Source organism: Beggiatoa alba B18LD (genome assembly GCF_000245015.1).
GTDB lineage: Bacteria > Pseudomonadota > Gammaproteobacteria > Beggiatoales > Beggiatoaceae > Beggiatoa > Beggiatoa alba.
Map to the genome: position 1 here is coordinate 1,609,806 of NZ_JH600070.1, position 23,810 is coordinate 1,633,615.

18 protein-coding genes are annotated in these 23,810 nt (G+C 37.1%); 8 read left to right on the plus strand and 10 right to left on the minus strand.

All coding sequences use genetic code 11. The features are described 5' to 3' along the window. The first annotated feature begins 75 nt into the window (after positions 1-75). Together BEGALDRAFT_RS06520 and cls are read left to right on the plus strand one after the other, a co-directional pair. Complete coding sequence (locus tag BEGALDRAFT_RS06520; RefSeq protein WP_002684972.1) at positions 76-876, plus strand: endonuclease/exonuclease/phosphatase family protein; 801 nt, start codon at positions 76-78, stop codon at positions 874-876. 42 nt (positions 877-918) lie between these two features. Then, positions 919-2,367, plus strand: a complete 1,449-nt coding sequence (gene cls / locus BEGALDRAFT_RS06525; protein WP_002684973.1) for a cardiolipin synthase — start codon at positions 919-921, stop codon at positions 2,365-2,367. 224 nt (positions 2,368-2,591) lie between these two features. Here the strand turns inward: cls and BEGALDRAFT_RS06530 are convergent, their stop codons facing one another. Then, positions 2,592-3,887: a glycosyltransferase family 39 protein gene (locus tag BEGALDRAFT_RS06530; protein WP_002684974.1), complete on the minus strand. Its 1,296-nt coding sequence runs from the start codon at positions 3,885-3,887 to the stop codon at positions 2,592-2,594. Positions 3,888-4,046: 159 nt separating this feature from the next. Here BEGALDRAFT_RS06530 and BEGALDRAFT_RS06535 point away from each other — a divergent pair, with 159 nt between their 5' ends. Beyond that, complete coding sequence (locus BEGALDRAFT_RS06535; RefSeq protein ID WP_002684975.1) at positions 4,047-4,904, plus strand: DUF3421 domain-containing protein; 858 nt, start codon at positions 4,047-4,049, stop codon at positions 4,902-4,904. A gap of 57 nt (positions 4,905-4,961) precedes the next feature. On the opposite strand, the gene BEGALDRAFT_RS06540 is transcribed toward BEGALDRAFT_RS06535, so the two are convergent. The 4 genes from BEGALDRAFT_RS06540 to BEGALDRAFT_RS18035 all read right to left on the minus strand — a co-directional run bounded on the left by BEGALDRAFT_RS06540 (position 4,962) and on the right by BEGALDRAFT_RS18035 (position 10,560). Beyond that, positions 4,962-5,993 carry an ABC transporter substrate-binding protein gene (locus BEGALDRAFT_RS06540; protein WP_002684976.1) on the minus strand — a complete coding sequence of 344 codons (1,032 nt, stop codon included), beginning with the start codon at positions 5,991-5,993 and terminating at the stop codon, positions 4,962-4,964. After that, positions 5,990-8,110 carry an MFS transporter gene (locus BEGALDRAFT_RS18030; protein ID WP_002684977.1) on the minus strand — a complete coding sequence of 707 codons (2,121 nt, stop codon included), beginning with the start codon at positions 8,108-8,110 and terminating at the stop codon, positions 5,990-5,992. The genes BEGALDRAFT_RS06540 and BEGALDRAFT_RS18030 overlap by 4 nt, the downstream gene beginning before the upstream one ends. Beyond that, a complete protein-coding gene (locus tag BEGALDRAFT_RS06550; protein ID WP_232281973.1) occupies positions 8,107-8,829 on the minus strand; it encodes a hypothetical protein in 723 nt (240 codons plus the stop codon). Before BEGALDRAFT_RS06550 ends, BEGALDRAFT_RS18030 begins: the two co-directional genes overlap by 4 nt. 168 nt (positions 8,830-8,997) lie before the next feature. After that, positions 8,998-10,560 carry an SUMF1/EgtB/PvdO family nonheme iron enzyme gene (locus BEGALDRAFT_RS18035; RefSeq protein WP_002684981.1) on the minus strand — a complete coding sequence of 521 codons (1,563 nt, stop codon included), beginning with the start codon at positions 10,558-10,560 and terminating at the stop codon, positions 8,998-9,000. A gap of 374 nt (positions 10,561-10,934) precedes the next feature. Here BEGALDRAFT_RS18035 and BEGALDRAFT_RS06560 point away from each other — a divergent pair, with 374 nt between their 5' ends. Further along, the gene (locus BEGALDRAFT_RS06560) at positions 10,935-11,882 is read left to right on the plus strand and encodes a hypothetical protein (RefSeq protein WP_002684982.1); all 948 of its coding nucleotides are present in this window, start codon (positions 10,935-10,937) and stop codon (positions 11,880-11,882) included. Between the two features lie 97 nt (positions 11,883-11,979). Here BEGALDRAFT_RS06560 and BEGALDRAFT_RS06565 read toward each other — a convergent pair whose 3' ends face one another. The 3 genes from BEGALDRAFT_RS06565 to BEGALDRAFT_RS06575 all read right to left on the minus strand — a co-directional run bounded on the left by BEGALDRAFT_RS06565 (position 11,980) and on the right by BEGALDRAFT_RS06575 (position 18,360). Beyond that, a complete protein-coding gene (locus BEGALDRAFT_RS06565) occupies positions 11,980-13,098 on the minus strand; it encodes a toprim domain-containing protein (protein ID WP_002684983.1) in 1,119 nt (372 codons plus the stop codon). A gap of 96 nt (positions 13,099-13,194) precedes the next feature. Next, a complete protein-coding gene (locus BEGALDRAFT_RS06570; RefSeq protein ID WP_002684984.1) occupies positions 13,195-13,728 on the minus strand; it encodes a YfiR family protein in 534 nt (177 codons plus the stop codon). Positions 13,729-13,950: 222 nt separating this feature from the next. Beyond that, positions 13,951-18,360, minus strand: coding sequence for a hybrid sensor histidine kinase/response regulator (locus BEGALDRAFT_RS06575; RefSeq protein WP_002684985.1), 4,410 nt, complete (start codon positions 18,358-18,360; stop codon positions 13,951-13,953). A 527-nt stretch (positions 18,361-18,887) separates the two neighbouring features. On the opposite strand from BEGALDRAFT_RS06575, the gene BEGALDRAFT_RS06580 reads away from it, so the two are divergent. The 4 genes from BEGALDRAFT_RS06580 to BEGALDRAFT_RS06595 all read left to right on the plus strand — a co-directional run bounded on the left by BEGALDRAFT_RS06580 (position 18,888) and on the right by BEGALDRAFT_RS06595 (position 21,982). After that, positions 18,888-19,433 (plus strand): hypothetical protein, encoded by a 546-nt coding sequence (locus tag BEGALDRAFT_RS06580; protein WP_002684986.1) that lies wholly within the window; start codon positions 18,888-18,890, stop codon positions 19,431-19,433. A 55-nt stretch (positions 19,434-19,488) separates the two neighbouring features. Continuing rightward, complete coding sequence (gene acpS, locus BEGALDRAFT_RS06585; RefSeq protein WP_002684987.1) at positions 19,489-19,872, plus strand: holo-ACP synthase; 384 nt, start codon at positions 19,489-19,491, stop codon at positions 19,870-19,872. Between the two features lie 575 nt (positions 19,873-20,447). Continuing rightward, the gene (locus BEGALDRAFT_RS06590; protein ID WP_002684988.1) at positions 20,448-21,632 is read left to right on the plus strand and encodes an O-succinylhomoserine sulfhydrylase; all 1,185 of its coding nucleotides are present in this window, start codon (positions 20,448-20,450) and stop codon (positions 21,630-21,632) included. Positions 21,633-21,712: 80 nt separating this feature from the next. Further along, positions 21,713-21,982, plus strand: coding sequence for a hypothetical protein (locus BEGALDRAFT_RS06595; protein WP_002684989.1), 270 nt, complete (start codon positions 21,713-21,715; stop codon positions 21,980-21,982). A 356-nt stretch (positions 21,983-22,338) separates the two neighbouring features. Here BEGALDRAFT_RS06595 and BEGALDRAFT_RS06600 read toward each other — a convergent pair whose 3' ends face one another. After that, positions 22,339-23,106, minus strand: a complete 768-nt coding sequence (locus BEGALDRAFT_RS06600) for a lytic transglycosylase domain-containing protein (RefSeq protein ID WP_002684990.1) — start codon at positions 23,104-23,106, stop codon at positions 22,339-22,341. A gap of 188 nt (positions 23,107-23,294) precedes the next feature. After that, positions 23,295-23,810 (minus strand): NADP-dependent oxidoreductase (locus BEGALDRAFT_RS06605; RefSeq protein ID WP_002684992.1); only part of this gene is annotated, 516 nt, incomplete at its 5' end.

The following is a 23,810-nucleotide window of genomic DNA, read 5'->3' on the forward strand; positions in this document are numbered from 1 at the left end:
CTGATTCAAAAAATAGGTCGTAGGATTTATTACTTTCTGACCTTGTGAAAGGTCGCTCATACCGTAGGACTATCCATGCTCGATTTTATTCCATTAGGTCACTATCGTTTTATGCCAGCACCACAAATTATCCTGACGGATAATCATTTTCCATTGGCAAAATTACATAGTCCTTCTTTGCGCATTTTGAACTGGAATATTGCGAAACGTAGTCATCGTTATCATTGGTTCAATGATTTCAAAAGCATTTTAAATGAGTATCAACCTGATATGCTGTTTTTACAAGAAGTTCGCTGGAATGAAACCATTCGTCACTTACTCAATCATGCTGCCTTAGGTTGGACATTTGCACCGAATTTAATTGATAAAAAAACCAATAGTTATTCGGGAGTATTAACCGCTTCAAAAGTAAAACCTTTACATACTCGTTCTATTTTTAGCGATAACCATGAGCCTATGAGTCATACGCCAAAAGTCTCATTAATCGCAGAATATCCATTACCTAATCGCAACGAAACTTTATTAACGATTAATATTCATGGTATTAACTTTGTAAATAGTCAAAAATTTTGCGCACAGTTGCACGACTTGGAACATATTTTAACCCATCATCACGGTGCTATTTTATTTCTGGGCGACTTTAACACATGGAATCCAAAACGTTTATCTTCTCTTGAACACTTAGCCAGTCGCTTACAATTAAATCCTGTGACTTTTGCCCCAGATGCACGTAAACAAATCAAACACTTTTTATTATCCCCACTCGATCATATCTTTTACCGTGGCTTTGATAACGAGCAACAAAATACCCATGTTTTGGGTAATATCCGTTCTTCTGACCATAAACCGCTCTTTGTTGAACTTGCACACGCTTAAAAAATAGCGTGTTGTCGCTCAATCACACCGAAATATACCCTTATGTTTACCGTCGGGTTTGAGATTACCGCATTAATTTTACATTGGCTTATCGTGTTCACCTTATCAACGCGCGTGATTATGCAACGGCGTGCGGTGGGTGTATCACTCTCTTGGCTCACTGTGATTTTATTAATTCCCTTCTTTGGCGCAATTATTTACATTCTGGTGGGTGAAAATCGATTAGGCACAAAACGCGCCGAACGCGCTGTTCAATTACAAAAGCCTTATCATGAATGGCTAAAATCGCTTGGTGTTCAACAAAGTTTAAACTTTCCCTTACTAAATCCCGCCTGCGAAGCCCTACACCGCCAAGCCATTGCCACCATTGGGATGCCTGCACTAGCAGGGAATCAACTGCGTTTATTAGACAAAACAGAAGAAACGCTGCAACAAATGTTGAATGATATTAATCAGGCAAAAGAAACTTGCCATTTAGTTTTTTACATTTGTCAAACAGGCGGACTTGTCGATAATATCCTAAATGCATTAATAAAAGCGGTACAGCGTGGGGTAGAATGTCGTCTGCTTGTCGATGCTGTAGGCAGTCATGAATTTATCAATAGCGCGTGGCTGTTACAATTACGTCAGGCTGGTGTTGCAGTTGAAATTGCGTTACCTGTTAACGTAGTACGTTCACTCTTCGTCCGTTTAGATTTACGTAACCATCGAAAAATCATTGTTATCGACAATGAAATTGCTTATACGGGCAGCATGAACTTGACCGACCCGCGCTATTTTAAACAACATGATGCAATTGGATTATGGGTGGATGCCATGGTACGTGTCACAGGGGCGGCAGCTAAAGCCTTAAATGCCATTTTTGCAGGTGATTGGGAAATGGAAACCGATATTAGCCTTAAAACTACGCTAGCAACTGAAACAGAGGCAAATTATCAACAGGGTTCTATTGTGCAAGTGATTCCTTCAGGGCCTGGACTTGCACCGACGATTATTCATGGCATGTTATTAACCACGATTTATACAGCACGAAAAGAACTTATTATTACAACGCCTTACTTTGTACCCGATGAAGCGATGCAAACAGCATTATGTACCGCAGCACATCGCGGGGTTGCAGTAACAATACTTGTTCCTTCACAAGGGGATTCTTTGCTAGTGCGTTTTGCGAGTCGTGCACATTTTGACGAATTAATGGAGGCGGGGGTTAAAATTGCAGGCTATTATGGTGGTTTATTACATTCTAAAACGATTAGCGTTGATGGTGAATTCAGTTTAATTGGTTCAGTAAATATGGATATGCGTAGTTTTTGGCTAAATTTTGAAATTACGCTTTTTGTTTATGATGAAGAGTTCACTCAACAAGTGAAAACCATGCAATTAGACTATTTAAAACAAGCTTATTTTTTTGACCCTGTAACTTGGAAAAAACGCCCAGCTTTACGGCGATTTATGGAGAACGCAACACAGTTGTTAAGTCCATTATTATAACCCCTTCAGCTTTGCAAGTTTTATAAAATAAAACAAAAACCTGCTAGGTTTTCAAAATCTAACAGGTCTTTTTTTGTCTGAATCAGAATTCACAGAATTTTCAGAATTAGCAGAATTAAAAAGCGTGATTCGCATTAATTTTTTAGTTTAAGGGGTTTAAATCCTGTTCATTCTGAAAATCCTGATTCAGATAAATGCTTGTCTTTTTAAAAATCTCGCTGAACTCAGCTTATTAATAAGTAACCTGCTTGCACACATGCCCATACACCCAGCGTGCTAAACAATAAACCTGCTATCTGTACAATGTTATTTTGCCAAATTTCTCGCAAAAAAAAGATAAATCCAAAATTAGCCAGTAAAAAGTAAAGATTATATGCATTAAAATGTCTAAATTCAAACCAATATACACCAACATAATGATTATTTAACCACCATGCTACCCATAATGTCAGTAAACTCATTCCACAAGTAAATGCAACCCACATGGTAGCACGCAAATAACGCCACCCACTGAGTAAACAAACCAGCAATGTTAAAACAAATAAAATAAATGATATGTTCGCTACAACAGAAGGTGTATTAAAAAAATGGTTGATATTCCAGAGTTTTTCTAAAAAAAGATGAATAAAATCTTGTGGATTACCAATCGGCTGGACAAAACTTGCAAAATAGTTTTGTGTCACATTATTTTTAAACGCATCACCATATAACAGTTTGTTTACTAATAAATAGCAAGGAATCAGTAATAAAGGGATATTTACAAGCATTAACGATAGCATCGCCCGCAAAGTGTAACGTACATACCATCCCCATAAACAAAGAAAAACACCCAGTGGAACTAATAATAAACCGTTACTGTATTTTGTTAAAAACGCCAGTGTCACACCTGTGCTTGCCAAACCAACATAGGATAATTGTTGCAATCGCCATGCGCGAAGTAAGCATAACAAGCTGAAATGACTTAGAAATAAGGCAAGATTATCGTTGCTTAATGCATAACGTCTATCTAGTTGTAAACAAAGTAAAAGACAAGCAAAAACATAACCGTAATTAGCCTGAATGCCAAATAGTTGTTGAAGTTCTTTAAAAATAGGAATGAGGAGTAAGCAACCCAGCAAAATAAATAGTTGTGTTATAAAACGTAGCAGACGAATTTGTTGTGTTGGGTCAACCGCTAATGTTTTTAAAACCCAATTTGGAATGGCTAATAAGGCATAGTAAACAGGAGGTTGTTGTGCTTGGTAAGATTTGCCAACCAGTCCTAAGTTATCAGCAGGTGCAAAGTGAAAAATTTCTGTTGTTAAATAATGAGTGTATTCGGTGATGTCTGCATCGGGTGCAGGTAATCGTCCTTGTGTGAGGACATCGATATAGTCGTAATGCGCCTGTTCATCGATAGGACTCCAACGTGGTTGCTGGTAAGCATATGCTAAATGTAGGCAGAAAAGGCAAAAAATGGGGAATAACCAAGCAGTCGGATGATGTAGAAAAACAGGTTTTTTTAAAATTCTGGAATACATGAGAAAAGTAAAAATAGTGTATTAAAACAGGTTGGATGTCTTATTGTCCCAATCAAAGTACTCGGTTAAAGCTGATGTTCGGTTGAAATATATTGGCTTTACAAGCGAAGAGCTAACATGCACTATAGATAGCTTGTTAAATATAAGGAAGGTAACATTATGAAAAATAGCATGTTATATTGCAAAGTCTTTTTTCTATTTATGTTTATTATCATGTATATGCCCCGTGTTTATGCAGAGGCTGAATGGCAGGCAGCATCGGGTGATAATATTCCCAATAATGCTTTTGTGGGGGGGAATGAAGCCCCGCCTGAGGCGAGTAGTTTATTTATCTGTCGCGCTGTTTTTCATCAAGGTGTGCATACGGGAAAGGCTCGAGTCGGATTTAATGGTTGTAATATTGGATGGGGAGATGCGGAGCATACTGTTAGCAACTATGAAGTTTTATTACACAATGATAATTTTACATGGGTTGCAATGAAAGATGGCAAGCTGCCACAAGGCGCTGTTTTAGGGGGACGTGAACATTCTCCTAATAATGAGAACTTATATGTGTGTCGTGCACATTATGAAAACGGTATTCATCCCGGAAAGATTCGAGCTGAATTTGGTGGGTGTCATATCGGTTGGGGGGGGAAAGAGATATTAATTAAGGAGTATGAGGTTTTAGTTGAAAAAAATACAAATACTACACAAACCCAACCTGCGCCTATGGTAGAGGATATTGATTTACAAAGTGCCTCTCTTGCCATTAAGAATTTCTATGATACACAGGGAGAATGGGCAGGCGTTTTTTATATGGGTGATATTCTTCAGATGCGTGTAGAACAAGGTAATACTAGACGCAACAATAATAACAGTGTCTTTCATGTGGAATATCGCTATATTCCTATTCCCAATAATCCACAAGGACGAACAGACACGGGCATAGACCGTCGCACTTTTACGGCTCGTCATAATCAAGATGGTAGTTATTCCATTATTAAAATGGGTGATTATATGTCAGCTCGATTTTAAGGCTGTCTGAATATAGCAATTAATGATTGACTCAGGGGGCTTCCCCTGAGTTAAGCATTAGGGTTGTGCTATTTTATTAGGGACATTAATCACTTCGGCAAATTGCACAACGGGTAACGGTGGGTAAACTTTTAATGCTAATGCAACTTTCATATTAATAATGAATGAAAACCGTTTTAACGTTTCAATGGGAATTTCTTGCGGGGCTTTCTTTTCTACTAAAATTTGTTCTGCTTTATAAGCAGTGAACTGTCCTAAACTATAATATCCACTGACTAAACCTATCATTGCATCTGATTTGCGGATTGAAATTTCAGTTGCTGTAAAAGTTGGTAATTGATACAACAAAGCCGTGCGTGTTAATACATCTGCATTTGCACCCGCAACGAATGAATCTGGTCCCATGTATAAATAATCAACGTTAGCCCGTGCTATTTTTTCCACTAAATCAGGCAATAATTCAGGAATAGGTTGCCCTGCTGCATCTAAAGGTACGGTCATTGCCACTAATTCAAAGCCTAGTTTCTGCGCTTGTGTCTGTAATTCTTGCGTGATAATCACTGAATTTTGTTCTTTTTCGTTATAAATAACCCCTAATCGTTTAAACGGTTTATAACTCAACAGCGCGTTTAATTGTGTCTCTAAGGGGGCAACATGGCTTGTGCCTGTCACATTGCGTTGAGAAGAAGCATTATTTGACACAATCCCTGAACTCACTGCATCAGTGACAAGGGTGAAAACAACAGGAATTTCAGTAATATATTTTTCAGGATTGGCTTTTAAGTCTTTTTCTTTACCCACTAATCCTAAAGTCACAGGGGTAGAGACTGCATAAACTAAGTCAGGTTTAACACGCTTGATTTCGGCAATCACTTCAGGAAATTTACTACTATCTCTATCCATATCTTTCAGCGTAAATGTCACTGGGATACGGTTATTTTTAAAATATTCTCGAAAGCCAACATCGACTTCTGTTTCTCCACGCCACACCACCATATAAATATGAAAAGGGGATTGCGTGTCTGCCGCATATAACGGCAAATTCATCCATAAACATAAAATACAAACAACGCTCTTTATGCTGTTCATGGTGTTACTACCGTATCGATATCTGTTTTCGTGGCTTTAGGGGTTGTTCCTAATACTAAAAAAGCAAGGGTAAATAAGCAGGAACTGACTAAAATCCAAAGACCAATGCCAACAATAGCCCCTGTATAACCATATAAGCCGACAAAAATAGCTGCAACTAATGAGCCTGCAACTGCGCCCATGCGTTCAATTAAACGGAAAAAACTAATGACAGTTGCTTGTCCTAAACGTTGTGTTTCAGCGGGACAAATATCGGGAACTAACGCCAATTGTGGCGATAAGCTGATAGCGTGTGCAATGCCTAAAAGCGTGACGCTGATAACAATCGCAAGTGTACTTTGCCAATATAAAATGAGCAGAATCCCAATAGCACCAATAAATCCGCCAATGCTGACAAATAAGCGTTTTTGCTTCCAACGGTCAGCTAAGGTTGCAGACAATGGAGAAATCAGAATCGCCGCAATGCCGTATAACATCAGCACACGCCCAATTGTCGCCTGATTATTATCTAAGGAATGCAAATATAACGGCACTAAAAAGAAGATAAATCCTGTTAACGCAAATTTTGTCGGAAAAGCACTTAAAAATGAAAGTACCACAAAACGAACATTTTTAAAGAGAATAAATAATTCCCACATACTTGCAGGCTTTGCCCGCTTACTCGTTTCTTTGTTGCCCACTTCATCTTTTAAGAATAGATAAACCATGATGCCTGCAGGCACAGATAGAAAAGCAGACATGATAAATACTGCGCGGAAGCCAATTTGATCAGCCAAAATCCCGCCAATAGGGGGGCCACACATGGATGCTGCCATTACTGCCCCGACAAACATTGCTACCCCTTGCGAGCGATTCACCGATGTCGTGTTATTAGCAATGTAACCCTGACAGGCAATAAACATCATGCCGTAACCAAACGCAGAAAAACTGCGCCAGAATAAGAGGTCATACAGATTAAATGCCAGACTTGTACCAATAAAGCCGATAGTACTTGGAATCAAACCAATGAGAAAAATACGACGACTACCGTAATAATCACACCAACGCCCAGACAGGGGCATCGCAACGGCAACCAAGAGCATAAAGAGGGAAATTGGTAAACCAATCACTATATCTTGTGATAATCCAATAATTGGTGCATATAATTCACGAACATAAATCGGAAAGAATGAGCGGGATAACTCCTCCGCAAGCATAAATAAAAACACGGGAATACGAATATTAATTAAATTTTTTTCTGAAACTTTATAAGGTTCATTACCGCTTATGGTGTAACGTTCTCTAAACAAAGTAACAAGGCGTAAAGCCTCCATACTTTTATCTTTTAATTTATCCAGTTGTGTTGAAACTGCTTGATATTGCAAATTAATTTTTTGGATTAACTGATTGAATGCACTAACAAAACGCCCAATTTCATCTTGTGACTGATTCGCAATGGTATAGCTAAAATTACCATAGCGAGCACGAACTAAGACGTTATTAATTAAACGAATTGGTGTAGAAATATTTAATGTAATCAAGAATAAAAGTAATTCAAATGTGATTAACAGCGATACTAATAAAACAATGAGTATATCGTAAGTAATTTCTTCTAAACTCCGCTGTACTAATTTCTGGTCAACCCCTAGATGTAGCACACCAATTAACTGCTCATCTCCCCATAATGGCATGGTTGTATTATAAAAATTGTCAAATAAAGAAATTTGGCTACTTTCATGCCGTTTAGATAAATTTGGGGCAAGCTGATGAAAATAATTACGTAACTTATCATCTACTGTACCCACACTATACAAGGTTTCCCCTGTAGAATTAGTCAACGCAATATATTGAATATCAGGATGGTCAGAAATTACTTTTGTAAAAAGCGCGTTCACGCCCTCTAAATTTTCAAAAGGCACACCATAATGAATAGTACGCAATAACACCTGATTAATGGTATTACCTACAGCAACTGATTTTTTATTAATTTCAGGCATTAACTCATTTTCAAAGGCTTGCAAAGCAAAATAAGAAATGCCCGCTGAAGATAAAATTAATAAGATAATAGAGAATGTGAATAAACGATTACGTATTTTTTTCGCATATCCCGTGCTTTCTACTAAAGGTTGTTCCGTCATACGACATCCTCAACCGTTTTAATGGCTTGTTGTGCTTGTTTGAGTGTTGTCAATGCTGCTTGGCTTTTATCTCTAAACTCATAAACATGTTGTTCTAGCTCTGTGAGTTGTTGGGGATTAACAAGCATTTCATTGGGTAAATTTGGCTCATCTATCACTTTTTGTAAAGAAGCACTCATTTTTGCAAAACTACGGGTAATTTCACGGAAAAATAAGAAAACTATCAAAATAGTTAAAATGCCAAAACTAACAACCGTAATTAAAAAAATCTTAGTTAATTCTATAAACATACTATGTACTTTGCTTTGATGATACGCTTTAGAAGAACGCAAAGTAACGCCACCGACATTTTTACCAAAGTTATTCGTTAAAGGTACACCCACCACGAAGGCATCTTGATCTGTTAATGTCCAAAAATTTTCTTTTGCAGTTAAGCGATTTTGAACTTTAAGCCAATCTTCTGGCACAAGCTCAGTATTATTAACCGTCATTGTGCTAAATAAGCGTTTACCTGTTTGGTCAAAAATATCAATAGAAAAAATTTGTTCATCTTGTCGTGCAATCCGCTCAATAATCGTCTGGGCATTATTCAACTCAGTCAGCGATAATCCTAAGTTAATACTATTTTCTAACGTATTTTTTAAATCTAATACCACCACCACAAAACGGGATTGTACAAGGCTAGAAAAGGTTTTTTCATACTTGAAATAATTCAGCAAGCTAATCATGCCTAACGCAAATGATAATAGCAGGATGATAGTAAATGAAATTTTAAGGGTAAGGTTAAGGCGCATAAGACAAATTTAGATCAACATGAGTGAAATAGAATTATTTTTATAGTATAGGCTAATTAACTAATTTTATTATAATTTTAATATGTACTTTTATTATTTTAAGCGAATTAAACGAAATCCACCACTGTGGCTATTATCATTCGGGGGCATTGCAAAACGTGCGGCTGCTCGTAAAAAGGTCGGACGATAATTCCATGCACCACCGCGAACGGTGACAAATGGGCTAGAGGCTGTTGCCGTGCAATTTTTTTCAAGTGGTGTGTAATTAGGGGTATAAACAGAACAGGTCCATTCCCAAACATTGCCTGCTATATCATAAAGACCGAATGGATTTGCTCGAAATTGTTTGACAGGTGCAGTAACACTAAAAGTATCGTTACACTCAAAACCAGCCCAGTTAAAAGGATTGTATTGCAAAGATTGTGCATCATGTACGTTAGCATATAAACAAGCCTGTTTAGCATCATCTCCCCAAAAATAGGGGCTGTTTGTTCCTGCACGGTTGGCATATTCCCATTGTATTTCGCTGGGTAGTTGTAATTGATAACCGCTTAATTGACTGAGCCATTTTGCATAATCTTGCGCATTTTGCCATGTCACTTTAATCACAGGTTGTTCATCCTTATCTAAGGACTGTTCGCTATACATGCCACTGTGATGTTGAGCATCAAATAAGCGATATTGTCCATTAGTCACTTCTGTTTGTCCCATCCAAAAACCTGACACGCAAACTTTTTGCTGAGGAGACTCATTAAGATAACGCTGATTTTCTGTATCAGGACTTCCCAACATAAAACAACCGTCAGGTATCCAGACGAAAATCATCTTGGTATTTGGTTCTTGCCATGTTTTAAACTTTTTTGCAGGTTCTTTGCTCACCGTTGCGATTGTTTCTTTTGCTGGTTCTATATTTTTTTTATCTATATCAACATCATTCGTTTTTTCTGTATTTGTGGTTACTGCTTGAGTTGGTGCAGGTGTAGGCACAACTATAGAAGTATCGATTTTGCCGAGTGGTTTAGAAATTGTTGGTTTATTGACAGCAGGTTCTGTTTTATCACGATTAGGTTGTGATTGCGTTAGCGGGGGAGGCTGTGGGGTTGTTATTGCGGGTGTTGTAGAAACTGTTGATTTTTCGGCAGAGGCAGATGTAGGCGTATCTACGGGGGGAAGTACAACGGCAGTAGCTTGTTTTTCTTGTAACGCTTTTATTTTAATTGTTAAGTCTTTAATTGCATGGTGTTTAGAATTAACTTGTTTTAGACGACTTAGAAACACGCGGGCTCTTTCTAATTCTTCTTTCTCTAACGCACGTTCTGTCCAGACTTGATACTGTTGCGCAATTTTTTCTATTCCTGCAAGAGCTTGTGGATTACGCGGTTCAAGCTGTAACACTTCTTTATAACAGGCTAACGCAGTGCCTGATTTTCCCGTTAATAAACGCTTTGCTTCCATATGTCCTTGACAGATTTCAAGGAGTTCTGGCACGGAAACTGTTATAGCTGGTTGTGGCGGTTCTTCGGCTGTGACTGTTTGAGATGTTTCTATGGGGGTAGAAACGATAGCGTTTACTTCTTGATTCTCAGCCGCCTGTGTGGGAAACGCTTTTAGAAGGAGAAAAAAGATAACAGCATGGAGAAAAAAAGGACGTAGCATAAATAACAGTCAATTCAGCTTGTTGAATAAAGTAATTATGAAAACTTGTAATATTCGTGAAAAATGCAAAAAACAAACCGTCTTTATAATCTGCTTATTCTTAAAAGTATTCAACTGGTATTTCTATCAGCAGATGTCCATACCATCAGGCTTACCGTAATATATTCTTATTTAAGAATAATCAATCCATCCCTGTATTATCTGAATAAATTTAGGATATCATGCCGTATAAAAATACTTAAATCATGTAAGATGATACATTTTAAGTAATTATTATCATGAATCACGTAAATTACTTTTTAATTTTATTTAAATCAAGTTATTATGATTAACTATAATTATTTAATCATAAACTCACTTAGTGCAGAGAAATAATGACAATGCAAGAAACTATCAATACGCTAACACAGGCTGAATTAGATATTCGGCTTGTACGTACAGTAACCGATTGTCGACATTTTCAGATGGTGCAACAACGTGTTTGGGTAGCTGATGATATCGATTTGATTCCTTTCCATGTATTAGTAACCATCGCAAAAAATGGGGGGTTGCTGTTAGTCGCAAGAACCCCTGATGGTCCTCCAGAATTAGATAGAATGGTGGGCATGGTAATCGGTTGGCCGGGTTTGGTATTGCGAATGGCTGACGGGTCTATGGTGTATAAGCATGTTAGTCATATGACAGGGGTTTTACCTGAATGGCGTAATCAAGATATTGGGTTACGACTAAAATTAGCACAACGAAAAGAAGTGCTTGCGCAAGGCGTAACAGGCTGGGTGACATGGACATTTGACCCTTTACAACAAGTGAATGCGGTGTTTAATCTGCATCGTTTAGGCGCGACCAGTAATATTTATATGCGAAATATTTACGGGGAAATGCGTGACGCAATTAATCGCGGTTTACCAACAGACCGTTTACAAGTTGATTGGCGAATTTCTAGCCAATGGGTAGAAAAAATCTTAGCAGGAGAACGAGATAATCATATTTGGGAAATCGATGCCGATAAAATGCAACGTTTAGAAACGCAAGAATGGGGAGATGGACTGCGTCAACCTGTACGTCCCACTGTTTTACAATTAGAAGGGAATCCAATCGCTGTGCCGATTCCTGATAGCATTGACGCAATTCGTAAGCAAAGTGTTGCATTAATGCTGGAATGGCGTTTATTTATGCGGGCTGTTTTTGAAGAAGCATTTGGGGCGGGTTATATGATTATTGATTGCGTACAATTTCAAAATACAGGGCTAACATTAGGTTGGCATTATATTCTAGTACCTACCTATGCAATTAATAATAGTTTATTAAAAACCAATCGTTAATTTATTTAAGGCTTAACGCTTAATATAATGTTTGTCGTCAATGCATACGAGATAAAAGAGTGAGGTAGGTCACTTTTTTATCTCGTCAGCCTTTAAACTAGCCAAAATCATCCCCGCCTGTATCATCACTTCCTGCGTGTCCTTCACTCCAAATAGCAGGCAATAACAGCATTGCGCCTGTTAAAACCGCTGTTCCCAAAATATTATTTAACGCATTGGGTGGCACGGCATCTAAATAAATTCGCATTCCTTGGCGCAACATTTCTTCACCTTCTTTAGTAAATATCGTTTCTTTATTAGCAAGAGGGGATGTCCAACCTAGTTTGCATGAAGGGTTATTGACAAGTTCACGACTAAAGCCAATATCTTGCAACCGTTCTTTTGCAAATTGCCAGCGTGGGTCTTTTCTTAATCGTTCAACGAGTTGAAAACTGAATAAAGAGGCATCATGCGCGACATAAACTGGTAAATTTGCCTGTTTACGGACAAAATGCTTACACGCCGCAAAAACATGCGTAGGATATCCTGATTGACTGACAACCGCTGTTTTACTTTGTAGATGGAAACGATTACGAATTAACATATCAACAATATCATCACGCTCAACGACTAATATTCGTTCTGGTGCATAATGTAATCCTACCGCATCAACTAAAGTATTCTTATCTAAATTTAAATTTTTTTCAGTCGCTTGAGGAAGTAAGAAAGCCTTACCATCTGTTATCAACTTATCCAACTCAGACGAATATTTATGCTTATACTTTTCGATTATCTGGTTAATCCTTTGATTTGGAACTTTAGTATATCTTTCACGCGACTCTTTTGTGAGCCGTGCATAAAGAATAATTGGAGCTAAAAAGGATATTGGTATTAAGATTAAAAGGTATTGAAGTGGAGGAACAAGAAACTGTGCAGGTAAATAAGGTCTTAAAAAAGCGGGAATGGCAAAAGAGAAAAGAAAGAGCAACATCAAAAGACAACCGCCGCATCCCACTAAATTTGGATATCTTCTACGCAAAAACTGCGCTAACCCCGCAGATAATTGATTTTTTGTAAAGACAAATTGACCATTGCCCGATAGATGTTGAATGAGCTGACGCATCACATAGTCAGAAATGCCATCTGTTTTTGGGGATAATGCGAATTGATAAGCGCATTTTTGGCAAGTTAAGCCATCTTTAAAACGTTGGGAATGATTACAGTTAGGACAACGCATAGGGTTTTATGAGATAAATTGTTCATGAATAGGACGTATTTAATTAGCATAACAATATGTCAGCTAAATGACACTCATGACAATAAATATGTAAAGTTATTGAATGACTCTAGCGAGTTGTAATAAACGAGCACTAATCTTTAAATTAACTTTTTCTGCAATACTGAGATTCACTTCCACTTTAATCCGTTCTTCATCACGCCACAAATTGACAATCCCCCCCGATTCGGCAAAAGCGTTAACGTCACTCATCGTTAAAATAGGTAATGAGCCTACCATATTGAAGATAGTTGCTAAATTTTGTTTTTCTGACGCAGAAATAAATAAAACATGACAAGTTTTTACCATGTTAAACGTGATATCTTTTTTAATCATTAGTGGACGATTACGAACCATCTTACGCTGTAATGCATTGATTGATTCGCCAAAATAATCTTCGCCCAACAAGCAAATATAAATAGGGTTTTGGGTTTCCTGTTTATCATCAGGCCACTCTACCATCCGTACAATATTGTAAATAAAGGCTGTTTTTACAGTATATTCGTCTTTACTCTCGTCAGCGTAGCTAATACCAACCTGACCAATAAAGATACTGGCTAGCAATAGTCGGTAAAAAAAATGGATGGGCATTGGTGTAATCCTTTTAAAAAAATTTAGTACATCAGCTTTTTTAGCTCTAACCGCTTAAAATAGTTTATCAATAATCACGCCTATCTAACCATAAAACCTTATTAAAGTTTTATTAGTCATTAAATAAATTTAAATTGATAAAAATCAATTTATTGTATTTATTCTATTGATTGAGTACTGATAGGAAGGGATAAACATTAAATTAGCATGTGTAAGAAGGGGTTAAAAATCCGTATTTTGTGATGTATTTTGACAAATTTCTATTTGTTTTTTAAGAAAAGTTTTTAACTCATTAATATCTAACCTATCTGCTAAATATTGGACATGTTCAATAAAAGCATTTAAGTGAATATGTGTCTGTTGCAACATAGTCGCATAATCGATAATCCCCATAATATCCCCAGAAAATGCTAAATCTAGCAATTTTTCCAAGTCATTTAAGGGTGGAGCTTGTAATATCTCCGTCGTTTTTTTGTGAGGTTCAACAGGAAGAGCAATCGGATTGCTATAAATCCATTCTAATGCTAATAGTTTTTGTAATGTTGCAAAGAGTTGTTCTGCACGAATGGGTTTAGGTAAAAACGCGCTACAACCATGTAATAAGCTTTGTTGCTGACGGATTTCAAATACGCTGGCAGAGCTGGCAATAATCTTTATATTTGCTAAATCAGGATCATGCTTTACTTGTTGTACTAAGGTAAATCCGTCTATATCAGGCATGTGTAAGTCAGTAATAATCACAGCAGGATGGTAGTTTTTAGCCAACATCAGACCTTGCACACCGCCACCTGCTTCTAACACCATACATCCAACACGTTTGAGTAATTGGCTCACTACTTGACGATTTTCTTGCATATCGTCCACCACTAAAATAAGCGGGGCAATACCTTTAATAGCTTGTATTGGTGGCATTTCATGGTTTTCAGTTGGGGATAGAACGGCGGGTATATCAATAATAAAATTGAACGTGCTTCCTTTTCCTAATTCACTTTCCACCAGTAATGTACCGTTCATCATTTCAGCTAGATGTTTACTAATGGTTAGCCCTAAGCCTGTTCCTTCTTTTTTCTTCCGTTGGTCGCCAACTTGTTCAAAGGCTTTAAAAATAAGGGGTAAATTAATTTTTTCGATACCCACACCTGTATCCATAATCGTGAAAATAGCTTGATTGTTATCACGATATTCGACGTAAAAATCGACTTTGCCATGCTCAGTAAATTTAATCGCGTTGTTTAATAAATTAATTAAAATCTGACGGATACGTTTTTGATCACCAAACACGGTACGGGGTAACGTGAGGCAAGGGGTATAGCAAAATTGAATATTTTTTGCAGCCGCTCGCATTTTTGACAGATTGACAATGTCATCTAACAAGCTGATAACATCAAATTCACGACAGGTAATATCTAATTTTCCTGCCTCAATTTTTGCGAGGTCTAAAATGTCCTCTATCAGGGTTAATAAATATTCGCCATTACGATAAATCGTTTGTACATGATTTAACTGCTCAGTTTGTAAACTGTCGTCAAGTTCTAAAATTTGTGCAAATCCTAAAATCCCATTGAGTGGTGTACGTAATTCATGGCTCATCGTGGCTAAAAACAGACTTTTAGCTTGATTAGCTGATTCAGCAATGTCTTTTGCTTGACGCAGTTGTCGTTCACTTTCCCTTAATGCTTGTGTTTGTTCGTCAACTTGTTGTTTTAATATTTCGCTATGGTGTTTTAGAAAAAACTCTGCTTGCTTACGGTCACTGATATCTTGAAACGTATTTAACACATAGAGTAAATGCCCTTGTTGATCAAAAATGGGATTGCCCCAAAATTCATAGTAAGCAATTGTTTTTTCTTCATCAAGATGCACTTCAATATCATCTTTGCTATTTGCCTCCCCTTTTAATGCCTTAATAATAGGGAGTTTTTCATATGGGTAGGGTATTTGTGTTCCTGCGATATAAAAGGCTTGATAATTTTCAAGGTTGGTGACTGCATGGGCGGGATTTATGGATAAGCGGGACAGGATTTGTTGTGCACATTGGTTATGATACAAAGGTTTACCCTGCTGGTCGTACATACTCACGCCTATCGGCATGACTTTTAAAAATTGAGTAATTCTATCTAATGCGGCTTGTTTCTCGTGCAATGCGCGACGTTGTTGGCGTAAGTAGTAGCCTATAATGCCGATAACAATAAGTGCATAGAGTAAATAAGCCCACACAGTACGCCACGGTGCGGGTAAAATTTGTATGATAATTTTAGCTTCTTGTGGATTCCAATTTTTCTCATGATTTGCCGCAGTCACTCGAAATGTATAAGTCCCTGCGGGAACATTGGTATAGTGTGCCGTCCGTTTATTGCCGATTTCATTCCAATCATGGTCAAAACCATCTAAACGATATTTATAGATATTTTTTTCAGGCTGAATAAAGTTCAATGCCGTAAATTCAAAGGAGAAAAAGCTCTGTGTATAATCTAAAGAAATAAATTTAGTTTCTAAAATAGATTGCTTAATTGGGGGTTTGTCTAATTCCGACATGGGTTTGTTAAAGAGTTTAAATCCTGTAATCACTATCGGAGGGGGCGGAGAATCATCTTTAAAACTATCAGGAGAAAAAACGTTAAATCCATTAATCCCGCCAAAAAACATTTCATGTTCACTTTTAAAACAAGCACTGTTAAATTGATTACTTTGTAATCCATCAACACTGTCGTAATTAATAGCAAGTTGTGATGGGTATATAAATTGTGTCAATCCACGATTGCTCGCAATCCATAAGTCATGCCGTTTATCCTCTAAAACACAATAAATTGTATTATTCGGTAGCCCTTGTTGCTTGCTAATTTGTGTAAATTTGCCTGTTTGACGATTAAATTGATTGATTCCACCACCTAAGGTAGAAATCCATATTTCATTCCCTGTACTACTTTCTACAATATGTGAAATGATATCATTGGTTAAATTGGCGTTTTGCTGAGTATAAGTAACCCATTCACCCGTTGTACTACGTAAATAACGTTTAACTCCTTGCCCTTGTGTACCTACCCATAAATCACCTAAGTGATCTTCATAAATAGTCAGTACCGTATTGGTAACATCATAACGATTATCATAAGAGGCTTCGGCAAATGTCTTGAGCTGGCGATTAAAAATAAATAAGCCTTGTTTTGTGCCCACCCAAAAAATGCCACGACTATCTTCATAAAGTGCACGTACCATATCATTATTTAATCGCTTACTTTTCAGCACAGTATGTTGAATACGCACAAATTGATCATTATCCCGATCTAAATACTGTAAACCGCCCGCATCTGTCCCGACCCATAAAGTGCCAGTACGGTCTTCATAAATACTTCTAACCGTATCATCAACAAGGCTATTAGGATTATTAGCTTCATAATAATAATGTTTAATCGTCTTCCGCTCACGATCATAACGATTAAGCCCCCCGCCATCAGTGCCAACCCATAGCTCGCCATTTTTATCTTCAAAAATAGCTAATACATTACTATTACTTAAAGTATTTTCCTGCTTAGTAGTCTCCACTAAGTAATGTGAAAAGGTAATATCATTATGCTCATCATAATAATTCAACCCGCCCCCATCAGTACCTATCCATAAAGTACCCGCCTGATCCAAATGAATTGCCAGAATTCTATCACTGGTTAAGCCATTACCTGATTGATTTACGTAATGATTCTCTACCCGCGTTTGCACATTTAACTGTATTAAACCATTACCATCAGTACCAATCCACAAATGATGTTGCCGATCTTCCCCAATCGCCCAAATTTGCAAATTACCCGCATCATTGCTATTTAGTGTTGTACTCAATGTTTTTAAAAAATAAGGCTCAAAACGGTCAGTCGTTTCGTTATATAACAATAAACCGTTTGCTGTCCCAACCCATAAACGCTGTTTACTATCTTCAAACAAACTGATAATCGTGCTATAGAGCGAGGTAGAATCCGTTAAATAATGTTCAAAATCACCTGTTTGACGGTTAAAACGGTTTAACCCCCCCCCATCTGTGCCTATCCACAAGCGTTGACGACTATCTTCCAGTAATTGCCATGTTGTATTACTACTAAGACTTTTGGGATTTTTAGAATCATAAAAATAGTGTGTAAACTCATTGGTTTTAGGGTTAAGACGATTTAAACCACCCTGCTGAGTACTAACCCATATCCAACCCTCATAATCTTCAATTACCGACCAAACACTATTATCACTCAAACTATTAGGATTATTTGAATCATGAAGGTAACGGATAAAGCCCTCTTGCTGACGGTCAAACCGATTTAAGCCATTTTCCGTTCCTATCCAAATATTATGTTGTTTATCCTCAAATAATGTATTAATTTCATTATTACTGAGAGAATTGCTAGAGACAGGATCATTACGATACGTTGTAAAATGATAACCATCATAACGATTTAAACCATCTTGTGTGCCTAACCATAGAAAACCCTGCTTATCTTGCAAAATAGTAGAAACCCTATTTTGTGATAAACCTTCTTTCGGTGATAAACTTTTGAATTTTATTGATGTTAACTCTGCATTAGCCACAGACAGATACAAACACCCACAAATAATCCACCACCAATGATATTTTCGTATTAAGGCAATCAACATATCGTTTTATTTAAAACACTTAATCATTTTCTTAAATTTTAATCTTTTATACCCAGCTCAAAAAGATAAAAATAATTATCCATACTTATTAATTACATTGATATGCTTATAATCCAGTTTACTCAGGCATGATTCAATGACTCAAAAAAATGAGCATGACCCTAAAATTTAGAACATCAGGATGTAATATGTATTTTTTACAAAAAAACGTAATGGATTGACGAAAAAATATTAATACTTTTAATAAAATATCTGATTTTAGATAATTTACAATTCTCAGCATAAATAAGCCTATTATAAAAGACTATAAAGCATATTCCCCATAGACAAATACTAAAATGATGGTCTAAAAAAATACTGTCAATTTTTCACGATTTAACATTTATAACAGAATGTCTGTATTAATATTGACATGAAAAATATTTTTTCCTTATAAAAAATGATATGTTAGATATATAATTAACAATATGAGTTAGTTGCATGTTAGTCATCTGACGATCATTTTCTATACAAAGAGGTAAAAAACCATGTTTAATATAAAGATAGTGTTATTAAGTACAGCGATAACCCTTATTCCCTTCGTTAGTTATAGCGCGGAAATAAACGGCAATAGTTCACAAGCAGAAAATGCAATATCCTCAGATGTTGGTCAACAATCCTTACGTCCACGAAAACGTAGCAACACCAGTTTACCGCCAAGCCTGTGGTCTATTAACGTGTACGAAGCAGGCGACTTTTGTTATAACAAGACGGAATATGTAAACCTTTGGCGGGCAGATACGAGCGAACCTGTTAAAATCACTATCCAATCACAAAACAACCCACAGCAAGAAGTCATATTACGCTGGCCAACACATCAAACCACACTAACTTGGCCAAACACACAATTTCCTTTAAGCGAAGACAATCTTGCGTATATCATCCAAGTAAATGATATTGGTCGTTTAATTAACATTCACCGCCTACCCGAACAACTTAACAACGCCAGTGCTACTGAACAAGCAAAATGGATGCAACAAAAAGGATGTGCACGCCAAGCGGAAATGCTGTTAAATACGGATATAAACTCCTAATTTACCCAATCATGCCATCACCGTGGATGTTTACAAAAAATCAATATAAAACATTATGATAATAGGCATAGGCATCGACATTGCTGATCAAACCCGAATCCGTCACGGTATTACAAAATTTTCAACTCGCTTTTTACAACGTATTTTTACCCCTGAAGAAATTGCCAGTTGTCAAAAATACCGTGACCCAACTGAACACTACGCAGGAAAATTTGCCGTTAAAGAAGCACTCATGAAAGCAATTGGTGCAGGCTTAAGACAGCATGTTACATTTCGTGATATTGAAGTTTTAAACGCAGAGAGCGGCGCACCTTATATCACCTTGTATGGTATAGCAAAACAAATTGCTGAACAGCGAGGCGTTACACATAGTCATGTCAGCTTATCCCACTCTGCCAACATTGCCACCGCTGTTGTTGTTCTCGAACGTCTGACATAATTCTATTTTTTTGAAAAATAATAGTTTTAAATTTCCATTCTGTTTAAACGCTCTGATAATTGATACTTTCATTAAATTTCGTTTAAACATCTTAAAAGTGTATAAAAACCTTTATACACTTTACTTTATTAACATTTCCCCTCCTTCCGCAAAAATAAAAAATCGCTTATCCACGTTTTTTACTTCACAATGCTATAAAACGGTTGAGATAAAAGGAAAATGATATACGTATTATCCATGCTACTTATTGAAGTTATAGCAATAAAAATGTCAAAAAATATTTTTTCATAAACCGATTAAAAAATTATTAAATAAAGACAGATAAATACTTTATATTTTCACTCAAAAAATGGACTAAATTGCAACTATTGACAATGGATTAAAAAAATTTAAATTGCAACTTCATCGTATTCATCAAAAATATATCTTGTAAATAAGATTCAGCAACACAATCTTTACCTACAACCCCATCACAATTGCCTAAAAAAGCAAATGACATAAAAATACAAAACAAAGCGTATTTAACATAAAAAAGTAAATTTATTTTTTAAATATTTTCCTTGAGACATTTTGACATGATTGATGACTGGTCTGAATTTGGTTTAGAAACTCGCGCAATCCGTGCAGGACAGACACGGACAGAAGAAGGGGAGCACAGCGAGGCTTTATTTTTAACCTCTAGCTTTGTATTCAACAGTGCTGCCGAAGCCGCTGCCCGTTTTTCAGGAAAAACAGAAGGCAATGTTTATTCTCGTTTTACCAACCCGACAGTACGCATGTTTGAAAAACGCCTTGCTGCTTTAGAAGGGGGAGAACGTTGTATTGCAACCAGTTCAGGCATGGCGGCGATTTTAACAACCTGTTTAGGACTACTAAAAACAGGCGACCAAATTCTTGCTTCTCAAAGTATTTTTGGCTCATCAGTCACCCTATTTGACAAAATTCTGTCTCGCTTTGGGATTCAGACAAAATTTATAGAATTAAACGATTATCAAGTTTGGGAAAATGCTTTTACACCACAAACGCGCTTATGTTTCTTAGAAACGCCCTCGAATCCATTAACGGAAATCGTTGATTTACGCAAAATGGCAGACCTTGCCCATGCGCATAATGCCTTATTAGTCGTTGACAATTGCTTTTGCAGTCCTGCGTTGCAACAACCATTAAAGTGGGGAGCTGATATTGTGATTCACTCCGCAACAAAATTTTTAGATGGGCAAGGGCGTTGTATTGGTGGCGCGATTGTTGGCTCGGAAGCCTTGCTCGGTGGTGATGTTTACGGCGTGCTTCGCTCAGGTGGAACTAGCTTAAGTCCTTTTAATGCATGGGTATTTTTAAAAGGTTTAGAAACACTTAATTTACGGATGAAAGCCCATAGTGCAAATGGGTTGGCACTTGCGCAATGGTTAGAAGCACAACCACAGGTAAAAAAAGTTTATTACCCTGGATTACCGTCCCATCCACAACACGAATTAGCAAAACGTCAACAAAGTGCGTTTGGAGGCTTAGTTTCTTTTGAAGTTCATGGCGGGCGAGAAGTCGCGTGGAGAGTGATTGATAATACCCGTTTAATTTCTATTACGGCAAATCTTGGCGATACAAAAACCACTATCACACATCCAGCCAGTACAACACATGGACGAATTAGCCCAGAACAACGTGAGGCTGCCAATATTACAGAAGGATTATTGAGAATTTCCGTCGGTTTAGAAGAAGTAACGGATATACAAGCTGATTTAGCACGCGGACTCTGTCAATAGCACACGTGATATATAAAAACAGCTTGAAAACATTCAAGTGTTTTATAACCCACAAGCAATTTATACAGTGAGCAACTTAGATGAAAAGAACACACTTAGCAATGGCGTTAATGATTGGTTTAGGATATGGCATGAGCGTGCTTGCAGAAGAGACAACAAAACCAGAGGGCGATAAAAAGCCTATGGAAGAAATGCATAAGCATGACGGCGATAAAAAGCCCATGATGCATGATAGTGAAAAGAAGGACATGCATAAACACGACAGCGAGAAGAAAGAAGACAAGCCCAAACATGACGGCGATAAAAAGCCCATGATACATGAGCACAACGAACAGAAAAAAACTGAATAAGTAACCTGAGTTCGGCGAGATTTTTTAAAAAGACCAGCATTTGTCTGAATCAGGATTTTCAGGATTAACAGGATTTAAAACCCTTAAACCAAGAAATTAATGCGAATCACGCTTTTTAATTCTGCTAATTCTGAAAATTCTGTGAATTCTGTGAATTCTGATTCAGACAAAAAAAGACCTGCTAGATTTTCAAAACCTAGCAGGTCTCTGTTTTATTTTATAAATCTTGCAAAACTCAGGTTGTAAATGGATAAAAGGGAGAAAAACAAAACAGGAAAAACAGCAGACGATAAAAAAACACATAACCCTGATATTTCAAGTATTATGCGTTTTTTTATGATGAACAGAGAGAAAAACTACATATTTCGATAAGCGTTATACAACTCTAACACACGCACGACATAGCCTTGTGTCTCTTTATAAGGCGGAATTTGATTACCATATTTCATCACCGCGCCCTCTCCTGCATTATAGGCAGCAATGGCTAATCGTTTGTTATACTGAAACATTTCTAACAAATCTTTTAAATACCGCGCACCGCCTGCCATATTATCAGCAGGGTCAGTACGGTCTGTTACCCCATAACGGGCGGCTGTTGCAGGCATTAACTGCATTAACCCTACAGCTCCTTTTGGGGAAACTGCCTTCGGGTTATAAGCCGATTCGGCATGAATGACCGCATGTAATAACTCAGGTTCTAACTGTGTTTGTGCTGCGATTTGGTTCACAAGGTCTTTATAATTCTGATAACGCGCAATAACTGTTTGAGGCGTATAAGAAACTCCTAATTGATTGTAATATAAAGACTGAATATTGTTAGGTCCTTCATAAATCAGCTCATAATTATCATTTTTAGGCGCGTCGGTTAAATGTACGATTCCTGTAGAATCAACATACTTATAAATACGAAATGATTTACCACTCGCGCTTGTCTTTGTGGCTTTCATTTTTGCGGTTTGTGACGCATTGCGTTTTGGTGGGACATCGGTGAAATGTACCAACCCTTTTGAATCTGTATAGCGATAAATTTCTTTTGCTAAACAGCTTGTTGTCAATGATACGCCTAGTAATACCATGACAGAGATTAAACTGGTTGCATATGTTGCATGATGTCGTTTTTTCATAGCACAGCACCTAATTTTCTATCTTTTATTTTCTTTACAAAAAAGATTAGATAACAATAATAAACTTTTGTAAAGCATAGCTTTCATATATGACAATTAACTGTCATACATGGCTAAAAAACGACAAAATCGGTCAACTTTTGCGTATTTTTGCCAATTTCACGATAACCCGCAAAGATTATACCTAATTACGGCTTAAGAATAATTTTTCCGCGTGTATGCAATAATTCAGAGATTTCATGCGCTTTTGCAACATCTGCAAAGGGATAAACCGCATCGATATGTATTTGCAATATCCCATTTTCAAATAATTGGCAAATATGGTCTAGTTGTAACACATTTGGTTCAACAAAGACATAATGAAAACTAAACGGATAATCTTGTTCTTCCGCCAGTTGTTCTACAATAGAAATCAATTTTCCACCTGCTTTAACGCAAGCCTGCCCTTTATATAAGGCATCTTTACCAACGCAATCAAAGACAACATCCGCGCCATGTGGGGCTAATTTTCGTAATTCAGCTTGAAAATCAGGTGTTTCTGTATAATCAATGACCTGTTCAATACCTAACTGCTTTAAATAAGCACGATGTCTGCCACTGGCAACACCAATCACTTGCGCCCCTGCTAATTTGCCATATTGCACTGCAAAAGAGCCCACGCCACCAGAAGCCCCCAGCACTAATAATATTTGTCCTGCCTGTAA